Genomic DNA, 16,934 nt, shown 5'->3' with positions numbered 1-16,934 from the left:
CGACGCGGGCCCGGGCCGGTCCGAAAGGGCCGGGAGGCGCCGCCCGGTCGGGCCCGTGTCCCCGATCAGGCGCGCAGGCCGGCGAGTTCGGCCGCGACGGAGGCCGCCTCCCGGGCGCCGAGGCTCTCGTACACCGTCAGGGCCTCGCGCAGGCGTCTCTCGGCCGCGTCGACCCGACCCAGGTCGCGCTCGCACCGGCCGGCGCCGAGCAGGGCCGCGCCCGTCTGGCGCGGGTTTCCCAGCTCGCGGGCGAGTGCCAGGGCCGACTCGTGGTCGGCCAGCGCGGGCGAGGGGTGCGACGGACGCCGCAATCCGCCCCGCGCGTTGAGGGTCTGCGCCTCGCCGTGCCGGTCGCCGATGGTCCGCGCCAGGTCGAGCGCGTCGTCGAGGTCCCGGGCCGCGAGCTCGCGCTCACCCGAGGCCAGTCGGACCTCGGCGCGGGTCCGGAGGGTGTTCCCCTGCCCTCGCCGGTCGCCCAGTTCCTCCGCGATGAGCAGGGAGCCCTCCGCCGCGGTGCCGGCCGGGAAGAGGTCGCCCTGGAGCCGGTGGGCCGCGCTGAGGTGGCGCAGCGCGTGCGACTGGGCCCGCCGGTCGCCCAGCTCCCGGGCGAGGCCCAACGCCTCCTGGTGCGCCCGGGCGGCGGCGGCCGGATCGCCCACGGACCGGTGCACCGCCCCCAGGTAGTTGAGGCTGTAGACCTGGCCGCGACGGTCTCCCAGCTCGCGCGCGATCTGCAGCGCCTCGTTCTGCAGGTCGAGCGCCTCGTCGGCCCGGCCGGTCAACGACCGCAGCACGCCCAGGGCGTGGATGATGTAGGTGCTGCCGCGGCGGTCGTGGATCCCGCGGGAGAGCGCGAGGGCCTGTTCGACGAGGCGGGTCCCGGAGTCGTAGTGGCCGGTCTGGCGGTGGACGATCCCGAGGTTGGCGAGGGCGACGGCCTCGCCCCGCCGGTCACCGAGGTCGTGGAAGAGCTCGGCGGAGCGGGCGAGTTCCGCCTTGGCCTCGTCGTAGCGGCCGACCAGGCGGTGGGCCACGCCGAGGTAGTTGAGGGCGCTGGCCTCGCCCGCGCGGTCCCCGTTCTCGCGGAAGATCGGCACGGCCTCGTCGTGGGCGGCGATGGTGGCCGGGTAGTCGCCGGTCTGGCCGTGGACCGCGCCGAGGTCGTTCAGCACCCGTGCTTCGAGCCGGCGATCGCCGACGGCCTGGGCGACGGCCGTCGCGGCGCGCAGTTCGTCCGCCGCGCCCCGGTAGTCGCCGCCCAGGCGCCGCACCAGGGCGAGGTTGGTGAGGGCCTCGATCTGGAGGGTGGGCTGTGCCGACTGCCGGGCGCACTCGGCCGCCGCCGAGTGCAGGGCGACGGCCTGGTCCCAGGGGCCGACGAACCGCAGGAACCCGCTGAGCGCCCGGGCCAGTACGACGACGCGGTCGGGGTGGCCGTGGTCGGCGCAGTACCGGGCGCAGCCCAGCAGGTTGGCGATCTCGGTGTCCAGCCAGTCCCGGGCCGCCTGGGCCTCGCGGACCGCGTCCGCGCCCCCGGGCGCCGCTCCGGGCGCGATGGCGGCGCCGGCGGCCACGGCGCGTTCCTCCAGGAACGCGAAGAGCCGCTCCCGTGCCGCGTCCCGGTCGGCGGGTTCGTCCTCGTCGGTGAGCAGGCCCGCGTACTCCCGGACGAGGTCGTGCATCCGGTAGCGGCCGGGCGCGGACTCGATGAGCATGTGGTCGTCGTACAGGTACTCCAGTTCGTCGGCCGCGTCGTCGGGGTCGGTGCCGTGCAGAGCGGCGGCGATCTCGGCGTCGCACTCGGTGCCCGGGTTCAGGCTGAGCCGGCGGAAGAGTGCCTGGCGGTCCTCGGGCAGCTCCCGGTAGGAGAGTTCGAAGGCCGCCGCGACGGCCACGTTGCCGGCGCGCAGCCGGGAGAGCCGCCGTCTGGCCCTGCCCAGGTCGGCGGCGAGGTGGGCGAAGGACCAGGTGGGGTGGTTGCGCAGGCGGCCGGCGACCAGGCCGACCGCCAGCGGCAGCCGGCCGCAGTGTTCGACGACGGCCGCCGCGGCGGCGGCCTCCGCCCCCTCCGCCGTCCGTCCGGAGCGCCCGCAGAGCATCTCGACGGCCGTCGACTCGTCCAGGATGTCCAGGGACAGCACCACCGTGTCCGGCAGCGCCGCGAGTCGGCGCCGGCTGGTGATCAGCACCAGGGACTCGGCCGCGTTGGGCAGCAGCGGCTCGACCTGACGGTGGTCGACCGCGTCGTCGAGGATGAGCAGGACGCGCTTCGACGCCATCCTGTCCCGCCACAGGACGGCCCGGGCGTCGATCGTGGACTGGCGGTCGGGGCCGCCGGGGATCAGCTCGGGCGACACGCCGCTGGCCGACAGCAGGGCGACCAGCCCGTCGGCCGGATCCACCGGGGACTGGCCGGGGGTGTGGCCGTGCAGGGACAGGAACAGTTGTCCGTCCGGGAAGCGGTCGGCCAGCCGGTGGCCGAGGTGGACGGCGAGCGCGGTCTTGCCGACGCCCGGCATGCCGCCGATGGCGTGGATGTCGATGACCCGCCCGGCACCGCTCGCCCCGATGACCGCGTCGCTCAGCCGGGCGAGTTCGCGCTCCCGGCCGACGAAGGCGGAGAGGTCTCGGGGAAGGGTTCGCATGGCTGCCGCCAGTGTCGATCGGATGGCTGACGAATGGTCAGTACCCGAATACGATGACACGTTGATGTCGGCCAGGCCATGTCGGCGAAGGATTTCGGCCACAGCGGCGTCCGCCAGGACGGCGTCGACCGGGACGGCGGCCAGCCGGTCCGAGTAGCGCAGCGGGTCCACCACGACCACGGCGAGCAGGGCCGACGGGGCACCGTCGCGGGCCAGGGTGCAGACCGGCCCGCCCGAGATGCCCGCCCAGCCCGACCGCCCGTCCCTCGTCCGGATCGGCGCGGACGCCACGGTGAGCTGGAGCCGTCCGGAGCGGGCCCCGCTGAGCGGATTCACCGTCGCGAGCACCTGGTCGACGTCCCGCCGCCGGCCCGCCATCGCGTCGGGGAACCCGCCGACCTGCACCCGGTGGCCGGGCTCGACGTCCGTGATCCGTGCCCACGCGACCGGAACCGGGGCCGACGGCGGCACCCACCTCGGGTCGACGATCTCCAGCAGCGCCGCATCGACGCCCTCCTCCGGCCCGTCGTAGCGGATCCACCGCGTCCGGGCCCGTACCGGCCGTTCACCGTCCAGGGCCTGCACCCGGGGCTCGTCGGTGAAGACCTCACCCGACCTCAGGACGTGGGCGGCGGTCAGCACCAGCCGGTCGGCGACCAGATAGCCGCTCCCCCTGGACTGTTCGGACAGCACCTCGACGACCCGGCAACGGTCCATTCGGCAAGCCCCCGGATCTCCGGCGCGTCACCCGAGTTCGGGGTCGGTCCAGCGGGAGGCGACCTCCGCGGCCCGGCCGGTCGTGGTGTCGGTCGGCTGCAGCACGAGCTTGATCCGCTGGCCCGAACCGTGGGCCAGCTCCCCCTTCGCCCCGGCCGACACGATGCCCCAGCGCAGGCCCCCGTCCGCCGATCCGGTCCGTTTGAGCTCCACCTGGAACTCCAGCTCGATCTGGCCCAGTTCGAATCGGAGCCGCTTCCCCTCGCCCTCGGCCGTCGCCGCGTCCAGTTCGGCGCGCAACTGCTGGATCGCCTCGGCAAGACCGGTCCACGCCGCGTCCACGTTCCTCCCCCGGTGCAGAACGTTCCCTTGGCCGGTCTTCACCGTCCCGGTCGAGTGATACCCGTCACCACCCGACCGCAACACACAACTGTAGTTCTGTACGGAGTTTTTGACATCGACTCACACCGAGGTTCCGCTCCCGGCCGCCGCACGCGGCGCGCGCCTCCGGCCCGCGCTTTCCGTTCAGCGGGGCCGTTCCCTGCCGCGCTTCCGGGACGGCCGCTTCGACGCCGCGGGGGCAGCGCGTCACGCGGGCGGTGCGCCCGCCGGTGCGCCGTCCGGGGGGCCGTCCGAGGGGCCGTCGCCCCGGGCCCAGGTGCGGTAGGCGGCCACCGCCGTGGGCAGGGTGGGGAAGATCCGGTCGGCGCCGACGGATTCGCTCAGGCCGTACGCGTCGAGTTCGTCGCGCAGGTCCTGCTTGACCCGGGCCAGGGCGAACACGATGCCGCGGGCTTCGAGTTCGAGCCGCAGCGCGTCCAGCGAGTCCAGCGCGGTGATGTCCACCTCGACGTTCGCCTCGGTGTTGAGGACGAACCACCGCACCGGCTCCGGCTGTTCGGCCAGGGTGGCGAGCGCCCGGCGCCGCAGGTTCTCCGCGTTGGCGAAGAACAGCGGGGAGTCGTAGCGGTAGACGAGCAGGCCGGGGACGGTCCGCGCCTCGGGGTAGTCGTCGACGTCGTGCATCCCGGCCACGCCCGGCACCAGGCCGAGCACCGCGTCGTGCGGCCGCGCGACCCGGCTGAGCAGCTCGATCACCGACAGTCCCACCGCGACCAGGACGCCGTAGAGGATGTCCAGGCTCAGCACGCCGACCATGCAGCCGAGCGCCAGCAGCAGTTCACGGCTCCGGAAGGAGGCCAGCCGGCGGAAACCGGCGAGGTCGATCATCCGGAGTGCGGCGAACACGACCAGGGCCCCGAGCACGGCGTCCGGGGTGTCGTGCAGCAACGGGCTGAGGAACAGCAGCACGGCGACCACGCCGAGGCCGGCCGTGAGCGCGTACAGCTGGGTACGTCCTCCGGCCGACTCGGCGAGCGCGGTTCGGCTGGCGCTGCTGCTCACCGGGAAGCCCTGGAAGAAGCCCGCGCCGAGGTTGGCCGCGCCGAGGCCCAGCAGTTCCTGGTTGGCGTCCAGCCGCCGTTCCTCCCCCGATCCTTCGAAGGCGCGCGCGGTGAGGATGAAGTCGGTGTAGCCGACCAGGAGGATCCCCAGTGCCGGCAGCAGCAGCCGGTCCAGCTCGGTGAGGTCCGGCAGCACGGGACGGGGCAGCCCGGCCGGGATCTCGCCGATCACCGCGAGGCCGTGGTCCTTGAGCGAGAACGCGGCCGAGATCGCGGTGCCGAGCACGACGGCCAGCAGCGGGCCGGGCAGGCGCGGGAGGAACCGGGCCGCCAGGAGGAGGAAGAGCAGGGTGGCGGCGCTGAAGGCGACCGTCGGCAGGTGGGCCTCGGTGAGGTTCGAGGCGAACGACGTCAGCTGCGGAAAGAACCCCTCTCCCCGCACGTCGATCCCGGTGAGTTTGGACAGCTGGTCCACGATCATGATCAGTGCCACGCCCGCGAGGTAGCCGATCAGCACCGGTCGGGAGAGCAGGTCGGCGACGAAGCCGAGCCTGGCCAGCCAGGCCAGCACGCACAGCAGGCCGACCACCACGGCCAGGCTCGCGGCCAGGACGGCGTAGTGGGCGGTGTCGCCGCCGGCCAGCGGGCCGATCACGGTGGCGGTCATCAGCGCCGTGGTCGACTCGGGCCCGACCGACAGCAGCCGGGACGAGCCGACCAGGGCGTACAGCACGATCGCGGGCAGGATCGCCCACAGCCCGGTGACCGGCGGCAGCCCCGCCACGCTCCCGTACGCCATGACCTGGGGCACCAGGTAGGCCACCACCGTGGCGCCGGCCACCAGGTCGCCCCGCAGCCAGTCGCGCCGGTAGGCGCGGAGCACTGTGAGTCGCGGCAGGGCCGGCACGACGCGGTGCCGTCGTCGTTCGGGGGGAGCACCGGCGGCCATGGATCTCCTCAAGCGCTCCGGAACGCCGTCACGGACGCGAGGCGGCCGTCGCGGCGCCGCGGACGGCCGCCGCCCCGCCGTCGGCGCCGGACGCCCTGCGGGCGACGAACTTGCCCAGTTCCCAGAGCAGCAGGAGCGCGACGGCGGCCAGCAGGGCCCAGCCGAACTGCCGGGCGGTGATGTCGGTGGTTCCGAGGAGGCGGTGGAACGCGTCCATCTGGGTGACCAGCACCGCCAGGACGAGCTCGCCGAGGGCCGCCCGGTTCATCTGCTTGCTGTCGAAGGTGCTGACGCTCAGCGCGGAGCCGCGCTCGCTGCGGCACTCGAAGGCCGCCACGATCAGGCAGAGCGCGAAGGCGGTGAACGCGATCGAGTTGCCGGTCTGCGCGCTGTGGTAGTGCGCCTCGCCCAGCTTGGTCAGCCCGAGCAGGGCGACCGTGACGGCCAGCCCGGCGAGTCCTACGGTGATCATCACGGGTCGGGTCAGCACCGTCTCGCCGCGCGGGCGCGGGGTGCGCCGCATCAGGCCGGGGCTCTCCTGGTCGAAGCCCAGGGCGAAGCCGAAGGGGGCGTTGACCACGAAGTGGACCCACAGGACCTGCGCCGGGGTGAACGGCTCGCCGGCGGCGATGTTCAGGAGCGCGGCGCCGAGGAAGGTCAGCACGAACGTCACCAGCAGCACCAGGACGAACCGGATGTACTTGGTGAGGTTGTCGTAGAGCTTCCGGCCCTCCTCGACGGCGTACACGATGGTGGCGAAGTTGTCGTCGGCGAGGACCATGCGGCTCGCGTTCTTCGCCGCGTCGGTGCCGCTGCCCATGGCGATGCCGATGTCGGCGGCCTTGATCGCCGGCGCGTCGTTCACGCCGTCGCCGGTCATGGCGACCACGTCGCCCTTGCGCTTGAGCGTGGCGGCGAGCAGCACCTTGTGCTCGGGCGCGACCCGGCCGAGGACTCCGATGCCGTCGATCCGGGACAGCCGCTCGTGCTCCGGCAGGGCGGCGAAGTCGGCACCGAGGACGGCCTCCCCGTCGATGCCGAGTTGGCGGGCGATGGCCGCTCCGGTGGTGACGTCGTCGCCCGTCACCATGCGGACCCGGATGTGGGCGGCCTGCGCGCTGGCGATCGCGGCCCGTGACTCCTCGCGCGGCGGGTCGACCATGGCCACCAGGCTGGTCATCCGCAGGTCCTCGACGAACGCCAGCAGGTCGCCGTCCGGGTCGAAGTCCGCCGGGTCCAGGTCGCGGACGGCCCCGGCCATCACCCGCAGCCCTTCGCCGCCCATCCGCTCGGTCTGCGCCCGGGCGCGTCCGCCGAGCTCCGCGTCCCAGGGGACGACCACGCCGTTCGAGTCGGCCGAGGAGGCCCGGGCCATGACCGCGGGGGCCGCGCCCTTGACGAAGCACCGCACCACCGCCCGGCCGTCCGCGTCCTTCGCCTCGTTGAAGCTGGCCATCAGCTTGTAGGTGGGGTCGACCGGCAGTGTGGCGAGCCGGGGGAAGCGTTCCCGGGTGGCCTCGATGTCCAGCCCGGCCTTGTGGCAGAGGACGAGCAGCGCGCCCTCGGTCGGGTCGCCGACGACCTCGCCGTCGACCAGTTTCGCGTCGTTGGCGACCAGGTGGGGCAGGACGGCGTCCTCGATGCTCGAGGCGGAGCCCGCGGCGTGGTGGATCCGCCCGTCGAGGCGGTAGCCGGTGCCGGAGACGGTGTAGCGGTCGGCGGGGGTGAGCACCTCGACGACCGTCATCTGGTTCATCGTGAGGGTGCCGGTCTTGTCGGAGTTGATGGCCGAGGTGAAACCGAGGGTCTCGACGGACGGCAGTTCCTTGACGATCGCGTGCCGTTTGGCCAGGTTGAGGCTGCCGACGGAGAGGATGACCTGGCTGACCGTCGGCAGCGCCTCCGGGATCGCCGCGATGGCCAGTGAGACCGCGCTGACGAAGAGGGCGTCCCATGCCTGGTCGCGGCTGCGGCCGAGCGCGAACATCACGACCATGGTCAGGCCGGCCGCCGCCGCGATCCACAGCGTCAGCGTGTTCAGCTCCTTGGTGAGCGGCGACTGCTCCTTCTCGGTGGCCGACAGCATCCCGGAGATCTTGCCCAGTTCGGTGCCGGAGCCCGTCGCGGTGATGACGAGCAGTCCGCTACCGTGGGTGACCGGGGTGTCCATGAACGCCATGTTGGTCTGGTCGCCCGGGCCCAGCGCCCCGGCCGGCAGGGTGCCGGTGTCCTTGGCGGCGGGGACGCTCTCGCCGGTCAGCGCCGACTCGTCGATCTGCAGCGCGCTGGCCTCGACGATCCGTCCGTCCGCCGGGACCTCGTCGCCCGCCCTGACGAGCACCACGTCGCCCACGACCAGCTGTTCGGCCGGGATCTGCGCCTCCGTCCCGTCCCGCCGCACCCGCGCGGTGGCCTTCATCATCGACCTCAGCGCGTTCATCGCGCTCTCGGCCTTGCCCTCCTGCCGCAGGCCGACCACGGCGTTGAGCAGCGTCAGGACGATCAGCAGGATCCCGGTGGTCCACTCCTTGATCGCCAGGGAGACCACCGCCGCCGCCAGCAGGATGATCTGCATGTAGCTGCGGTACTGGTCGAGGAAGCGCAGCCAGTCGGGCCTGGACTTCTCCTCGGGCAACGCGTTCGGCCCGTTCGCGGCGAGCAGTTCGGCCGCCCGGGCGGCGCTGAGCCCGGTCGCCGGATCGACCCCGAGCGAGGCCGCGACCTCGCGGGGAGGTCGCGCGTACCACGGGTCCGGGGACTCCTGCGGGCCGGACGGCCCAGCCTGCTCCGCCATTCTTCACTCCTCGGGATCCGGGAACGTCCCCCCTTGGACGTCGGTCGGTCCGACGCGTCGACACGGACGGGTCACGTACGGACGGGTCACGTACGGACGGGCCACGTACGGACGGGCCACGTACGGACGGATCACGTACGGACGGATCACGTACGGCCGCCCCGGGGGGCCTCCGCCTCCAGCAGGCGCTTGGCCGCGCGCAGGTCCTTGCGGGTCCCCTCGTCGATCGTGGGGAACTGCGGATCGATCCCGATCAGCGTGTGCGCGAGCACCGCCGCCGCGCAGATGCGCGCGAACCACTTGCGGTCGGCCGGTACCACGTACCAGGGCGCCCACGGCGTGCTCGTGGCCGACAGCATGTCGGAGAACGCCTCCTGGTAGTCGTCCCAGCGCTCGCGCTCGCGGATGTCCGCCTCGGAGAACTTCCAGTTCTTCTCGGGCAGGTCGATCCGCGCCAGGAAGCGCTTGCGCTGCTCCTCCTTGGAGAGGTTCAGGAAGATCTTCACCACCTTGAACCCGTTGTCGGTGAGGTAGCGCTCCCAGTCGTTGATCTCCCGGTACCGGCGGTGCCAGACCCCGGAGCCCTTCGCCTCCTCCGGCAGCTTCTGCCGGTCGAGGTTCTCCGGGTGGACGCGCACCACGAGGACCTCCTCGTAGTGCGAACGGTTGAAGATCCCGATGTCCCCGCGCGCCGGGAGCCGCTGCGCGTACCGCCACAGGAAGTCGTGGTCGAGCTCCTCCATAGAGGGCACCTTGAAGCTGCTCACGTGGACGCCCTGCGGGTTCACCCCGCTCATGACGTGACGGATCGTTCCGTCCTTGCCGCCGGCGTCGAGTGCCTGGAGGCAGAGCAGCACGCCGTAGGTGTCCTGGGCCGCCAGCCGGGCCTGGTACTCCGAGAGCAGCGACACGCCGATGCGCAGCAGTTCGACGCCCTCGCGCTTCTTCATGCCCGCCTTGTACCGGGGGTCGAAGTCCTCCGCGAGGTCCACCCGCGACCCCGGTTTCACCCGCAGCGGCTTGATGAACTTCGCAATGCGCCTGGCCGACCGTCCGTCCGACATCGCCTGCTCCTCTCGGGTCCGGCGGGCATCAGGAGGCCTGCCGTGCGTCCCGTCCGCGCAGGCGTCCTCGACGCGGCGCGGACCGGGACCGACCAGCACGGAAGAGTGCTACCTGCCACGCTGTGGCCGCCGGTCGGCCGTGTCAATCCGACGGTGTCCTTCCGGGGCGGGCCCGCCCGCGCCGTCCACCCGCGCCGACCGACCGGGGCGCCCGCCACCGGTTCGCCCGTCCGGCGTCCGCGTGTGGCAGCGCCCGCGGCCCGTGCCGACGATGGGGCTGCCGGTGCAGTACCCCCGCGATCGGAGGCCGTGATGGCGACCCTGACGGTATGGCGTTTTCCCACCGCGAACGGAGCCGACGAGGCGCTCGCCACACTGAGGAGGCTGGGGCGCCAGGAGCTGATCAAGGTCCAGGACGGAGCGGTGGTCACCTGGCCGGAAGGGGCCAGGAAGCCGAGGACCCGCCATCTGAGCGACATGACCGGCATGGGCGCCGTGGGCGGCGCCTTCTGGGGCTTCCTCCTCGGAATGGTCTTCTTCGTGCCCGTGCTCGGCGCGGCCCTGGGCGCGGCCGGCGGCGCGCTGGGAGGTCACCTCGCCCACGTCGGCATCGACGAGGACTTCGTCAAACGGCTGCGGGAGAAGGTCACCCCCGGCACCTCGGCCCTGTTCGTGCTCAGCTCCGACGCCGTGCTCGACCCGGTCAGGTCGGCGTTCGAGGGCCTGCACGCAGAGCTCCTGGAGACGAACCTCTCCGCGGACGAGGAGGCCCGGCTGCGCGAGGCGTTCACCGAGGGCGAGTGAAACGGTTGGCGCACCTCTGGGAACGGCCCTGACCACTCGGAGAATCGAGCAGACCTGTCCCCGCGGCTGTGACCGGCCCGGTCAGCCGTTCCAGGAGCCGGCCGTGGTGGTCGTCCCGGAGGTGCCGGTCGTCCGGCTCGCGCCTCCCGTGCCGGTGACCCGGCCGCCCGGGGCGGCGGCGGGCCGCAGGAAGTCCGCCCCGGCACCCGAGGTGGTCGTCCGCACGCCCGGCGACGAGTTGCCGGTGGTGCTCGTGGTGCCGCTCGCCGGGCCGGCCGAGGTGCGCGGCGCCGCGCCGGCCGGGACCGCCGGAGCGAGGTGTGCCGCGGTGGTGCGGCGCGCGCCCGGGGCGGCGGGGGCCGCCGACGGGTCGTCACCGGCCGGCGGGACCCGCTCGATCCGCAGCACCAGGTTGCGGTCCTGTCGGTCGCCGGCCAGGTCGCGGTTGCGGCTGTGCACGACCTGCGTCAGCACACCCCGGATCTCCTGCCACCGCCCTTGCACCGCACGGATGTTGGGGCACCACTCGCCCTGGTCCCGGTGCTCCAGGTCGAGCTGCCAGCGCTCCGCCTCGACGTGGTGGACGGCGCCGACCTCGCAGGGGATCTCCACCGGAGCGGCGCCCCGGACGGTCACCACCGCCCGCTGCGGAAACCTTCCCTCCACCGCCGTCACCGTGATCCGGCTCGACCCCTGGTACCAGGCCATCGCTGTCCTCCCTCGTCCGTGCTCCGGGCCGGCTGCCGACCGTCCTCACCGATAGCACGGACGGCGCACCCTCCGGGGTTCGATCCGCCCGTGTGCGGTCCGAACCCGGCGGCCCGCGCCTTCCGTTCAGCGGGGCGATCCCCGGCGCGGGCCGACCCCCGGGATGGGGCCGGCCCGCGGACGGGGCGGGGCGGGGTGCGGCGCGGTGGTCCGACGGTCAGTCGGCGGCCCCGACCCGCGGGGCGGAGCCGCCCGGGCGGACGTCGTCCCGGCCCTCGTCCCGGCTCTCGTCCCGGCCCTCGACCCGGCTCTCCACCAGGACGGCGGGCTCCAGCGGCGAAGCGATCTCCTGCGGCTTGCTGCGGGACGCCCAGTCGCGGATGCCGAGCAGCACCATCACGAAGAAGATCCCGTAGACGATGCCGGAGAAGTACAGCTCGGAGTGGACGGCGAGCGGCACCCCCACCAGGTCGACGGCCAGCCAGACGAACCAGAACTCCACGTAGCGGCGGGCCTGGCTGTACATGGCGAGGATCGAGCCGACGAAGATCCAGGCGTCGGCGAGGACCATCCACCACGGCGCTCCGGGGTAGAACGAGGCGTCCGTCCCCTTCAGCACCGCGCCGAACGCGGCCGTCCCCGCCACCATCGCGGCGATCAGCACGGCGCGTTCCCGCCCCGACGCCCAGCGGACGTTGATGGTGCCTTCCTGCTCGCGGCTGCGCTTCCAGGTCGCCCAGCCCCAGGACGCCGAGACGATGATCACGATCTGTCGGGCGGCGTTGCCGCCGAGGTGCACGTTCAGGCTGGCGATCAGCAGCAGCACCGAGCCGAGGATCTGCACCGGCCAGGCCACCAGGGACCGCCGCAGGGCCAGCCAGACGGTGGCGAGCGCCAGGATGTTGCCCAGGAAGTCGGACCAGTAGACGGGGAGACCGAAGAAGTCGAACTGCTCGTTCAACCAGTGGAACGCGCTCATGACTCACACCTTTGTTCGTGCGGAGCGAGGTGGGGGAAGGGGCGGTCGGCCCCGCCGAAGCGGGGGGTGCGGGGCCGACCGGGCTCGGGGCGCAGGGCGCGCGGCCGCGTGGGGAGCGGGTGTGCGCGCCGGCAGGTGAGGGCGGTGCCGGTGGATCGGGAGGGGAAGCGTGAGGCCGGTGGGTCGGGAGGGGGGAACGGCCGTGCCGGTGGGTCAGGAGAGGGCGGCCAGGACGTGCCGTCCGCGCGCGGAGTCCAGCAGGGCCTCGGAGCGGCGGACGTCCTCCCGGGCGGCGAGCAGCAGCTCGTCGACGGAGGCGAACCTCTCGGTGTCCCGGATGCGGGCGACGAACCACAGGTCGACGCGCTCGCCGTACAGGTCGCCCGGGGCGTCGTGGCAGTACACCTCGGTGTGGATCTCGGAGGTGTCGCAGAAGGTGGGGTTGGTGCCGATGCTGATCGTCGCGCGGTGCACCGTACCGGTCGCGCGGCGGGCCAGCCAGCCGCTGTAGATCGCGGGCGGAGGGACGGGTGTGCCGGGCTCGGCGGCGATGTTGGCGGTGGGGAAGCCCAGCCCCCGCCCCCGGCCGGCACCGTGCACCACGGTGCCGGACAGGGGGGTCGTCGGAGCGTCAGCCATGGGGGGTGAGCTCACGGAACTGGCTGGTGTGAAAGACCAGCGGCTCCACCCCGGGGAACAGCTCGACGGTGAGCAGCTCCATCAGGACGATCTCGTGGTCGCCGCCGTCGTACACCGCGCTCACCCGGGCGGTCAGCCACAGCGCCGCGTCGTGGATCAGCACCGCGCCCTCCGGCGTGGCCTGCCACCCGGTGCCGTCGAAGCGGTCGCCCTCGCGGGAGGCGAGCCGCCGGCAGAGCGCGCCCTGGCCGTGGCTGAGCACGCTCAGCCCGAGTTCCGGTGCCTGTGTCAGCCTGGGCCAGGTGGTCGAGGTGCGGGCCACGCTGACCGCGACCATCGGCGGCTCCAGCGAGATCGACACGAAGGAGCTCACCGCGAGCCCGACCGGTTCGCCGTCGCGCAGCGCGCCGAGCGCGACCACTCCGGTCGGGTAGGCCCCGAACGCCTGGCGCAGCGCCGCGGCGTTGGGCTCCGCCCCGGTCGGCTGCTCCGTGTGCGGCCGCCCTGCGGTCGGCGGCTGCGCGGACGCGGCGGCGGGCGGGTTCGGGTGGTGGGCGGGAGTGACCATGGTCGTCGCCGTCCTCTCGTCGCGAGTGTGGTTCAGTGCCGGTACTGCGCGGCCGGGTGGCTGGCCGGCAGGGCCCGGTCGGACGCGCCGGTGAGCCGCTCGCGCAGCGACTCGCCGTCCGCGTACGCGCCGCGGAAGACGCCGCGGGCGCGCAGGATCGGCAGCACCGACTCGACGAACTCCGTGGTGGAGGCCGGCTGGACGGTCGGCGAGAGCAGGAAGCCGTCCAGGTCGGCGCCCTGCGCCAGGGCGCAGATCTCGTCGGCGATCTCCTCGGCGGTGCCGACCACCGGGCGGGCGCCGACGCCGTGGGTGTGCCAGTCGGCGAGCACGTCGCCGACGGTCCGGCCGGCGAACCGGGCGACCTGGGTCTGCGACATCTCGGTGGACAGCTCCGACATCGGGGTGTCCGGCGCGTACGAGGACAGGTCGAGGCCGGTGAACATGGCGTAGCTGGCGACGGTGACCTCCGGGCGCTGGGCGTCCAGGACGCGCTGCCAGCGGCGCTCGGCGTCCGCGGTGGTGGCGCCGACCACGCAGGAGAACGCCGACATCACCTTGACCTCGTCGGCGCGGCGGCCCGCCCGTACGGCCTCCTCGCGGATCGCCGCGGTGTGCCCGGCGAGCTGCCGCACCGAGCCGCTGCCGACGAACATGCACTCGCCGTGCCGCCCGCCGACCCGCCGCCCGGCCGGGGAGGCGCCGGCCTGGAACAGCACCGGGGTGCCCTGCGGGGAGCGGGCGGTGTTGCCGTAGCCGTGCGAGCGGAAGTACGGGCCCTCGTGCTCGACCGGGTGCACCTTGGCCGGGTCGGCGAAGCGGCCGCCCTTGTCCTTCTCCAGGGCGTCCGGCTCCCAGGCGCCCTCCCAGTACTTGTAGACCAGGTCGAGGAAGTCCTCGGCCATCTTGTACCGGTCGTCGTGCGCCACCATGTCCATGCCGAAGGCCTTGACCGCGGTGTCGGCGGTGCCCGTGGTCACGATGTTCCAGCCGAGCCGGCCGCCGGACAGCTGGTCCAGGGTGGCCAGCCGGCGGGCGAAGGCGTACGGCGGCTCCACCAGCACCGAGCCGGTCACCACCAGGCCCAGGTCGGTGGTGCTCGCCAGCAGCGCCGAGGCGATCACGAACGGGTCCAGGCGCGGCAGGTCCAGGGTCTCCTCGGTGGCGATCGGCGGGCGCACCCCGTCGATCTCCGACCAGCCCCAGGCGTCGGCCAGGAACAGGAAGTCGAGCTTGGCGTCCTCGCAGACCTGCGCGATCTCGCGCCAGTACCCGAGGGTGTCGAACAGGTGCCGGCGGCTGTCGGGGTGGCGCCAGGTGGCGGTGCCGCTCGCGTTGGTCTGGGCGTTCTCGAACAGGCCGAGCTTGAGGTTGCGCATGGGGTGTTCTCCGTTGAACTGGTGATGCGGGGGGGTGGGGGGACCTGGGGTCCGTCACAGCACGGGGGAACGCGGGGGGAACAGGGGGACGGCGAGGGGTCCGTCAGGATGCCGCGGGGACGGCGGGGGTGTCGAGGACCGGAGTGGGAGCGTCGAGGACCGCGGTGGGAGCGTCGAGGACCGCGGAGTCCGCGTCGAGCTGCGCCGCGGAGGGCATGGAGGACTGGGCGCCGAGTCCGGTCACGGCCAGCGAGGCCGCGCGGACGGCGCGTCGGGCGGCGGCGAGCAGGTCGGCGCCCCGGGCGAGGGAGTCGGCGAGGGCCCCGCAGAAGGTGTCGCCGGCGCCGACGGTGTCGACGGCGTCCACGACAGGGGCGGGCAGGTGCACGGCCGGGCGGCCGGGCTGTTTGACCAGCGCCCCGTCCGCGCCGAGCGTCACCACGACCGCCCGGCAGGGCAGCGCGGCCCGTTCCAGCAGCTCGCGCGCGCCGTCCGGGCCGTCCGGCGGCTCCGCGCCGAGCAGGGCGGCGAGTTCACCGAGGTTGGGCACCAGGACGTCGACGGCGGACAGCACCTCCGGGGCGACCGGCCGGGCCGGCGCCGGGTTGAGGACGACCGTGCCGCCCTGTTCCCGGGCCCGCAGCACGGCGGCGACGACCACCTCGGCGGCGATCTCGTGCTGCACCAGGACCACCTCGCCGGCCGAGCGGGCCAGCCGCTGCGGCAGGTCCGCGACCGTCAGTGCGGCGTTGGCGCCCGGGTTGACCACGATGGTGTTCTCGCCGGCCCGGTCGACCACCACGGAGGCGATCCCGGTGGTGCTCTCCGGCGCCGGGCGCACCGCCCCGACATCCACCCCTTCGGCGGCGAGCGCCCGCAGGATGGGGGCGGCGTCCGTACCGACCCGGGCGACCAGACGCACCCGCGAGCCGAGCCGGGCGGCCGCGACGGCCTGGTTGGCGCCCTTTCCGCCGACGCCCTCCACGAAGCCCCGCGCGAGCACGGTCTCGCCGGGTCGCGGCAGGTCCCCGACGGTCAGGACGAGGTCGCGGTTGATCGAACCGACGACGGTGATGAGCGGCATCCGCACTCCTTGGGAGATCGATCTCCCACACTGTGGACCAGCCCCCGAAAACCGTCAAGTACCCTCGTGCTGCGTATTGCGCCAGCTCAGCCGAGCCCTCTCCGACCGCGAAGGACCACCCCACGTGACTGCGCCCCGACTCCTCGACGTGGCCGCGGCCGCGGGCGTCTCCCGCGCGACCGCCTCACGCGTCCTGGCCGGCACCCCGCGCAACGTCGACCCCGAACTCGCCCGCCGCGTCGAGGAGGCCGCCCAGCGCCTCGGCTACCGCATCAACCACTCCGCGCGGGCGCTGCGCACCGGCACCACGGGCACCATCGGCGTGGTCGTCCCCTCGCTCGCCAACCCCTACTTCGTCCAGCTCGCCGACGCGCTCGCCCAGCAAGTCCGCGCCGCCGGAGGGCAGTTGGTGGTCTCCGACGCCGCCAACGACACCGCCGTCGAGGCCGAGCAGATCGAGACCCTGCTCGGCGGCCGGGTCGACGGACTGCTCGTCGTCCCCGTCTCCGCCGGCGCCTCCGGCCCCGCCGTCCGGGCCGCCGCCGAACGCACCCCCGTCGTCCTCTTCGACCGCTGGGCCACCGGCTCCGGCACCGTGGCCGTCACCCTCGACAACACCGCCGCGATGCGGCTGCTCCTCGACCACCTCGAAGGCCTCGGCCGCCACCGGATCGCCCTGGTCGCCGCCGACCAGGCCTCCTCCTCCGGCGCGGAACGCCTCGCCGCCTTCACCGAGGCCCGCGGCGCCGACGCCACCACCGTCCTGCTGCCCAGCTTCACCACCGACGCCGGCCGCACCGCGGGCCGGCACATCGCCGAGCGGCACACCGGGATCGACGCCGTCGTCTGCGGCGCGGACGTCCTCGCGGTCGGCCTCGTCAGCACGCTGCAGCGCTCGGCGGTCCCCGTCCCCGGGCGGATCGCCGTCACCGGCTTCGACGACACCGAGATGCTCGAACTCCTCGACCCGCCCATCACCTCCATCCGCCACCCGCTCACCGCCATGGCCGAACGCGCCCTGACCCTCCTTCAGGCCCCCGCCCGCGAACGGACGGAGCGCGTGGAGCGCTTCGCCCCGCAGCTGGTGGTGCGCTCCTCCACCGACGCCGACGCCTGACCCCTGGCACCCGGCACGCGACGCCTGATGCCCGGCGCCGGGGATCCGGGAACGGCCGACGGCCGGCCCCGGGCGGACTCACGT

13 protein-coding genes are annotated in these 16,934 nt (G+C 73.7%); 2 read left to right on the top strand and 11 right to left on the bottom strand.

Annotation, left to right across the window (positions count from 1 at the left end; genetic code table 11):
- Positions 1-65: 65 nt before the first annotated feature.
- The 5 genes from ACWGJO_RS24805 to ACWGJO_RS24785 all read right to left on the bottom strand — a co-directional run bounded on the left by ACWGJO_RS24805 (position 66) and on the right by ACWGJO_RS24785 (position 9,572).
- Positions 66-3,362 (bottom strand): tetratricopeptide repeat protein, encoded by a 3,297-nt coding sequence (locus ACWGJO_RS24805; protein ID WP_452186942.1) that lies wholly within the window; start codon positions 3,360-3,362, stop codon positions 66-68.
- A gap of 27 nt (positions 3,363-3,389) precedes the next feature.
- A complete protein-coding gene (locus ACWGJO_RS24800; RefSeq protein WP_452186940.1) occupies positions 3,390-3,704 on the bottom strand; it encodes a trypco2 family protein in 315 nt (104 codons plus the stop codon).
- A gap of 246 nt (positions 3,705-3,950) precedes the next feature.
- Complete coding sequence (locus ACWGJO_RS24795) at positions 3,951-5,714, bottom strand: SulP family inorganic anion transporter (protein ID WP_452186938.1); 1,764 nt, start codon at positions 5,712-5,714, stop codon at positions 3,951-3,953.
- Between the two features lie 28 nt (positions 5,715-5,742).
- Positions 5,743-8,508, bottom strand: a complete 2,766-nt coding sequence (locus ACWGJO_RS24790) for a cation-translocating P-type ATPase (protein ID WP_452186936.1) — start codon at positions 8,506-8,508, stop codon at positions 5,743-5,745.
- Between the two features lie 146 nt (positions 8,509-8,654).
- Positions 8,655-9,572, bottom strand: a complete 918-nt coding sequence (locus ACWGJO_RS24785; RefSeq protein WP_452186934.1) for a polyphosphate kinase 2 family protein — start codon at positions 9,570-9,572, stop codon at positions 8,655-8,657.
- 312 nt (positions 9,573-9,884) lie between these two features.
- Here ACWGJO_RS24785 and ACWGJO_RS24780 point away from each other — a divergent pair, with 312 nt between their 5' ends.
- Positions 9,885-10,376, top strand: coding sequence for a DUF1269 domain-containing protein (locus tag ACWGJO_RS24780; protein WP_452186932.1), 492 nt, complete (start codon positions 9,885-9,887; stop codon positions 10,374-10,376).
- Between the two features lie 81 nt (positions 10,377-10,457).
- On the opposite strand, the gene ACWGJO_RS24775 is transcribed toward ACWGJO_RS24780, so the two are convergent.
- From ACWGJO_RS24775 to ACWGJO_RS24750, 6 genes are all read right to left on the bottom strand, one after another.
- On the bottom strand, positions 10,458-11,084 hold the full coding sequence (locus ACWGJO_RS24775; protein WP_452186930.1) for a hypothetical protein: 627 nt from the start codon (positions 11,082-11,084) through the stop codon (positions 10,458-10,460).
- Between the two features lie 217 nt (positions 11,085-11,301).
- Positions 11,302-12,063 carry a nicotinamide mononucleotide transporter family protein gene (locus ACWGJO_RS24770; RefSeq protein ID WP_452186928.1) on the bottom strand — a complete coding sequence of 254 codons (762 nt, stop codon included), beginning with the start codon at positions 12,061-12,063 and terminating at the stop codon, positions 11,302-11,304.
- 213 nt (positions 12,064-12,276) lie between these two features.
- Positions 12,277-12,702, bottom strand: a complete 426-nt coding sequence (locus ACWGJO_RS24765; protein WP_387694134.1) for a riboflavin kinase — start codon at positions 12,700-12,702, stop codon at positions 12,277-12,279.
- On the bottom strand, positions 12,695-13,270 hold the full coding sequence (locus ACWGJO_RS24760) for a flavin reductase family protein (RefSeq protein WP_359898439.1): 576 nt from the start codon (positions 13,268-13,270) through the stop codon (positions 12,695-12,697). The genes ACWGJO_RS24765 and ACWGJO_RS24760 overlap by 8 nt, the downstream gene beginning before the upstream one ends.
- A gap of 32 nt (positions 13,271-13,302) precedes the next feature.
- Positions 13,303-14,649 carry an NtaA/DmoA family FMN-dependent monooxygenase gene (locus ACWGJO_RS24755; RefSeq protein WP_359898438.1) on the bottom strand — a complete coding sequence of 449 codons (1,347 nt, stop codon included), beginning with the start codon at positions 14,647-14,649 and terminating at the stop codon, positions 13,303-13,305.
- 103 nt (positions 14,650-14,752) lie between these two features.
- A complete protein-coding gene (locus ACWGJO_RS24750) occupies positions 14,753-15,733 on the bottom strand; it encodes a ribokinase (RefSeq protein WP_452186926.1) in 981 nt (326 codons plus the stop codon).
- Between the two features lie 124 nt (positions 15,734-15,857).
- On the opposite strand from ACWGJO_RS24750, the gene ACWGJO_RS24745 reads away from it, so the two are divergent.
- Positions 15,858-16,850: a LacI family DNA-binding transcriptional regulator gene (locus ACWGJO_RS24745; protein ID WP_452186924.1), complete on the top strand. Its 993-nt coding sequence runs from the start codon at positions 15,858-15,860 to the stop codon at positions 16,848-16,850.
- Positions 16,851-16,934: the final 84 nt, after the last annotated feature.

This window comes from Kitasatospora sp. NPDC054795, from assembly GCF_053611565.1.
This window is presented reverse-complemented; position numbering and strand designations above follow the sequence as displayed.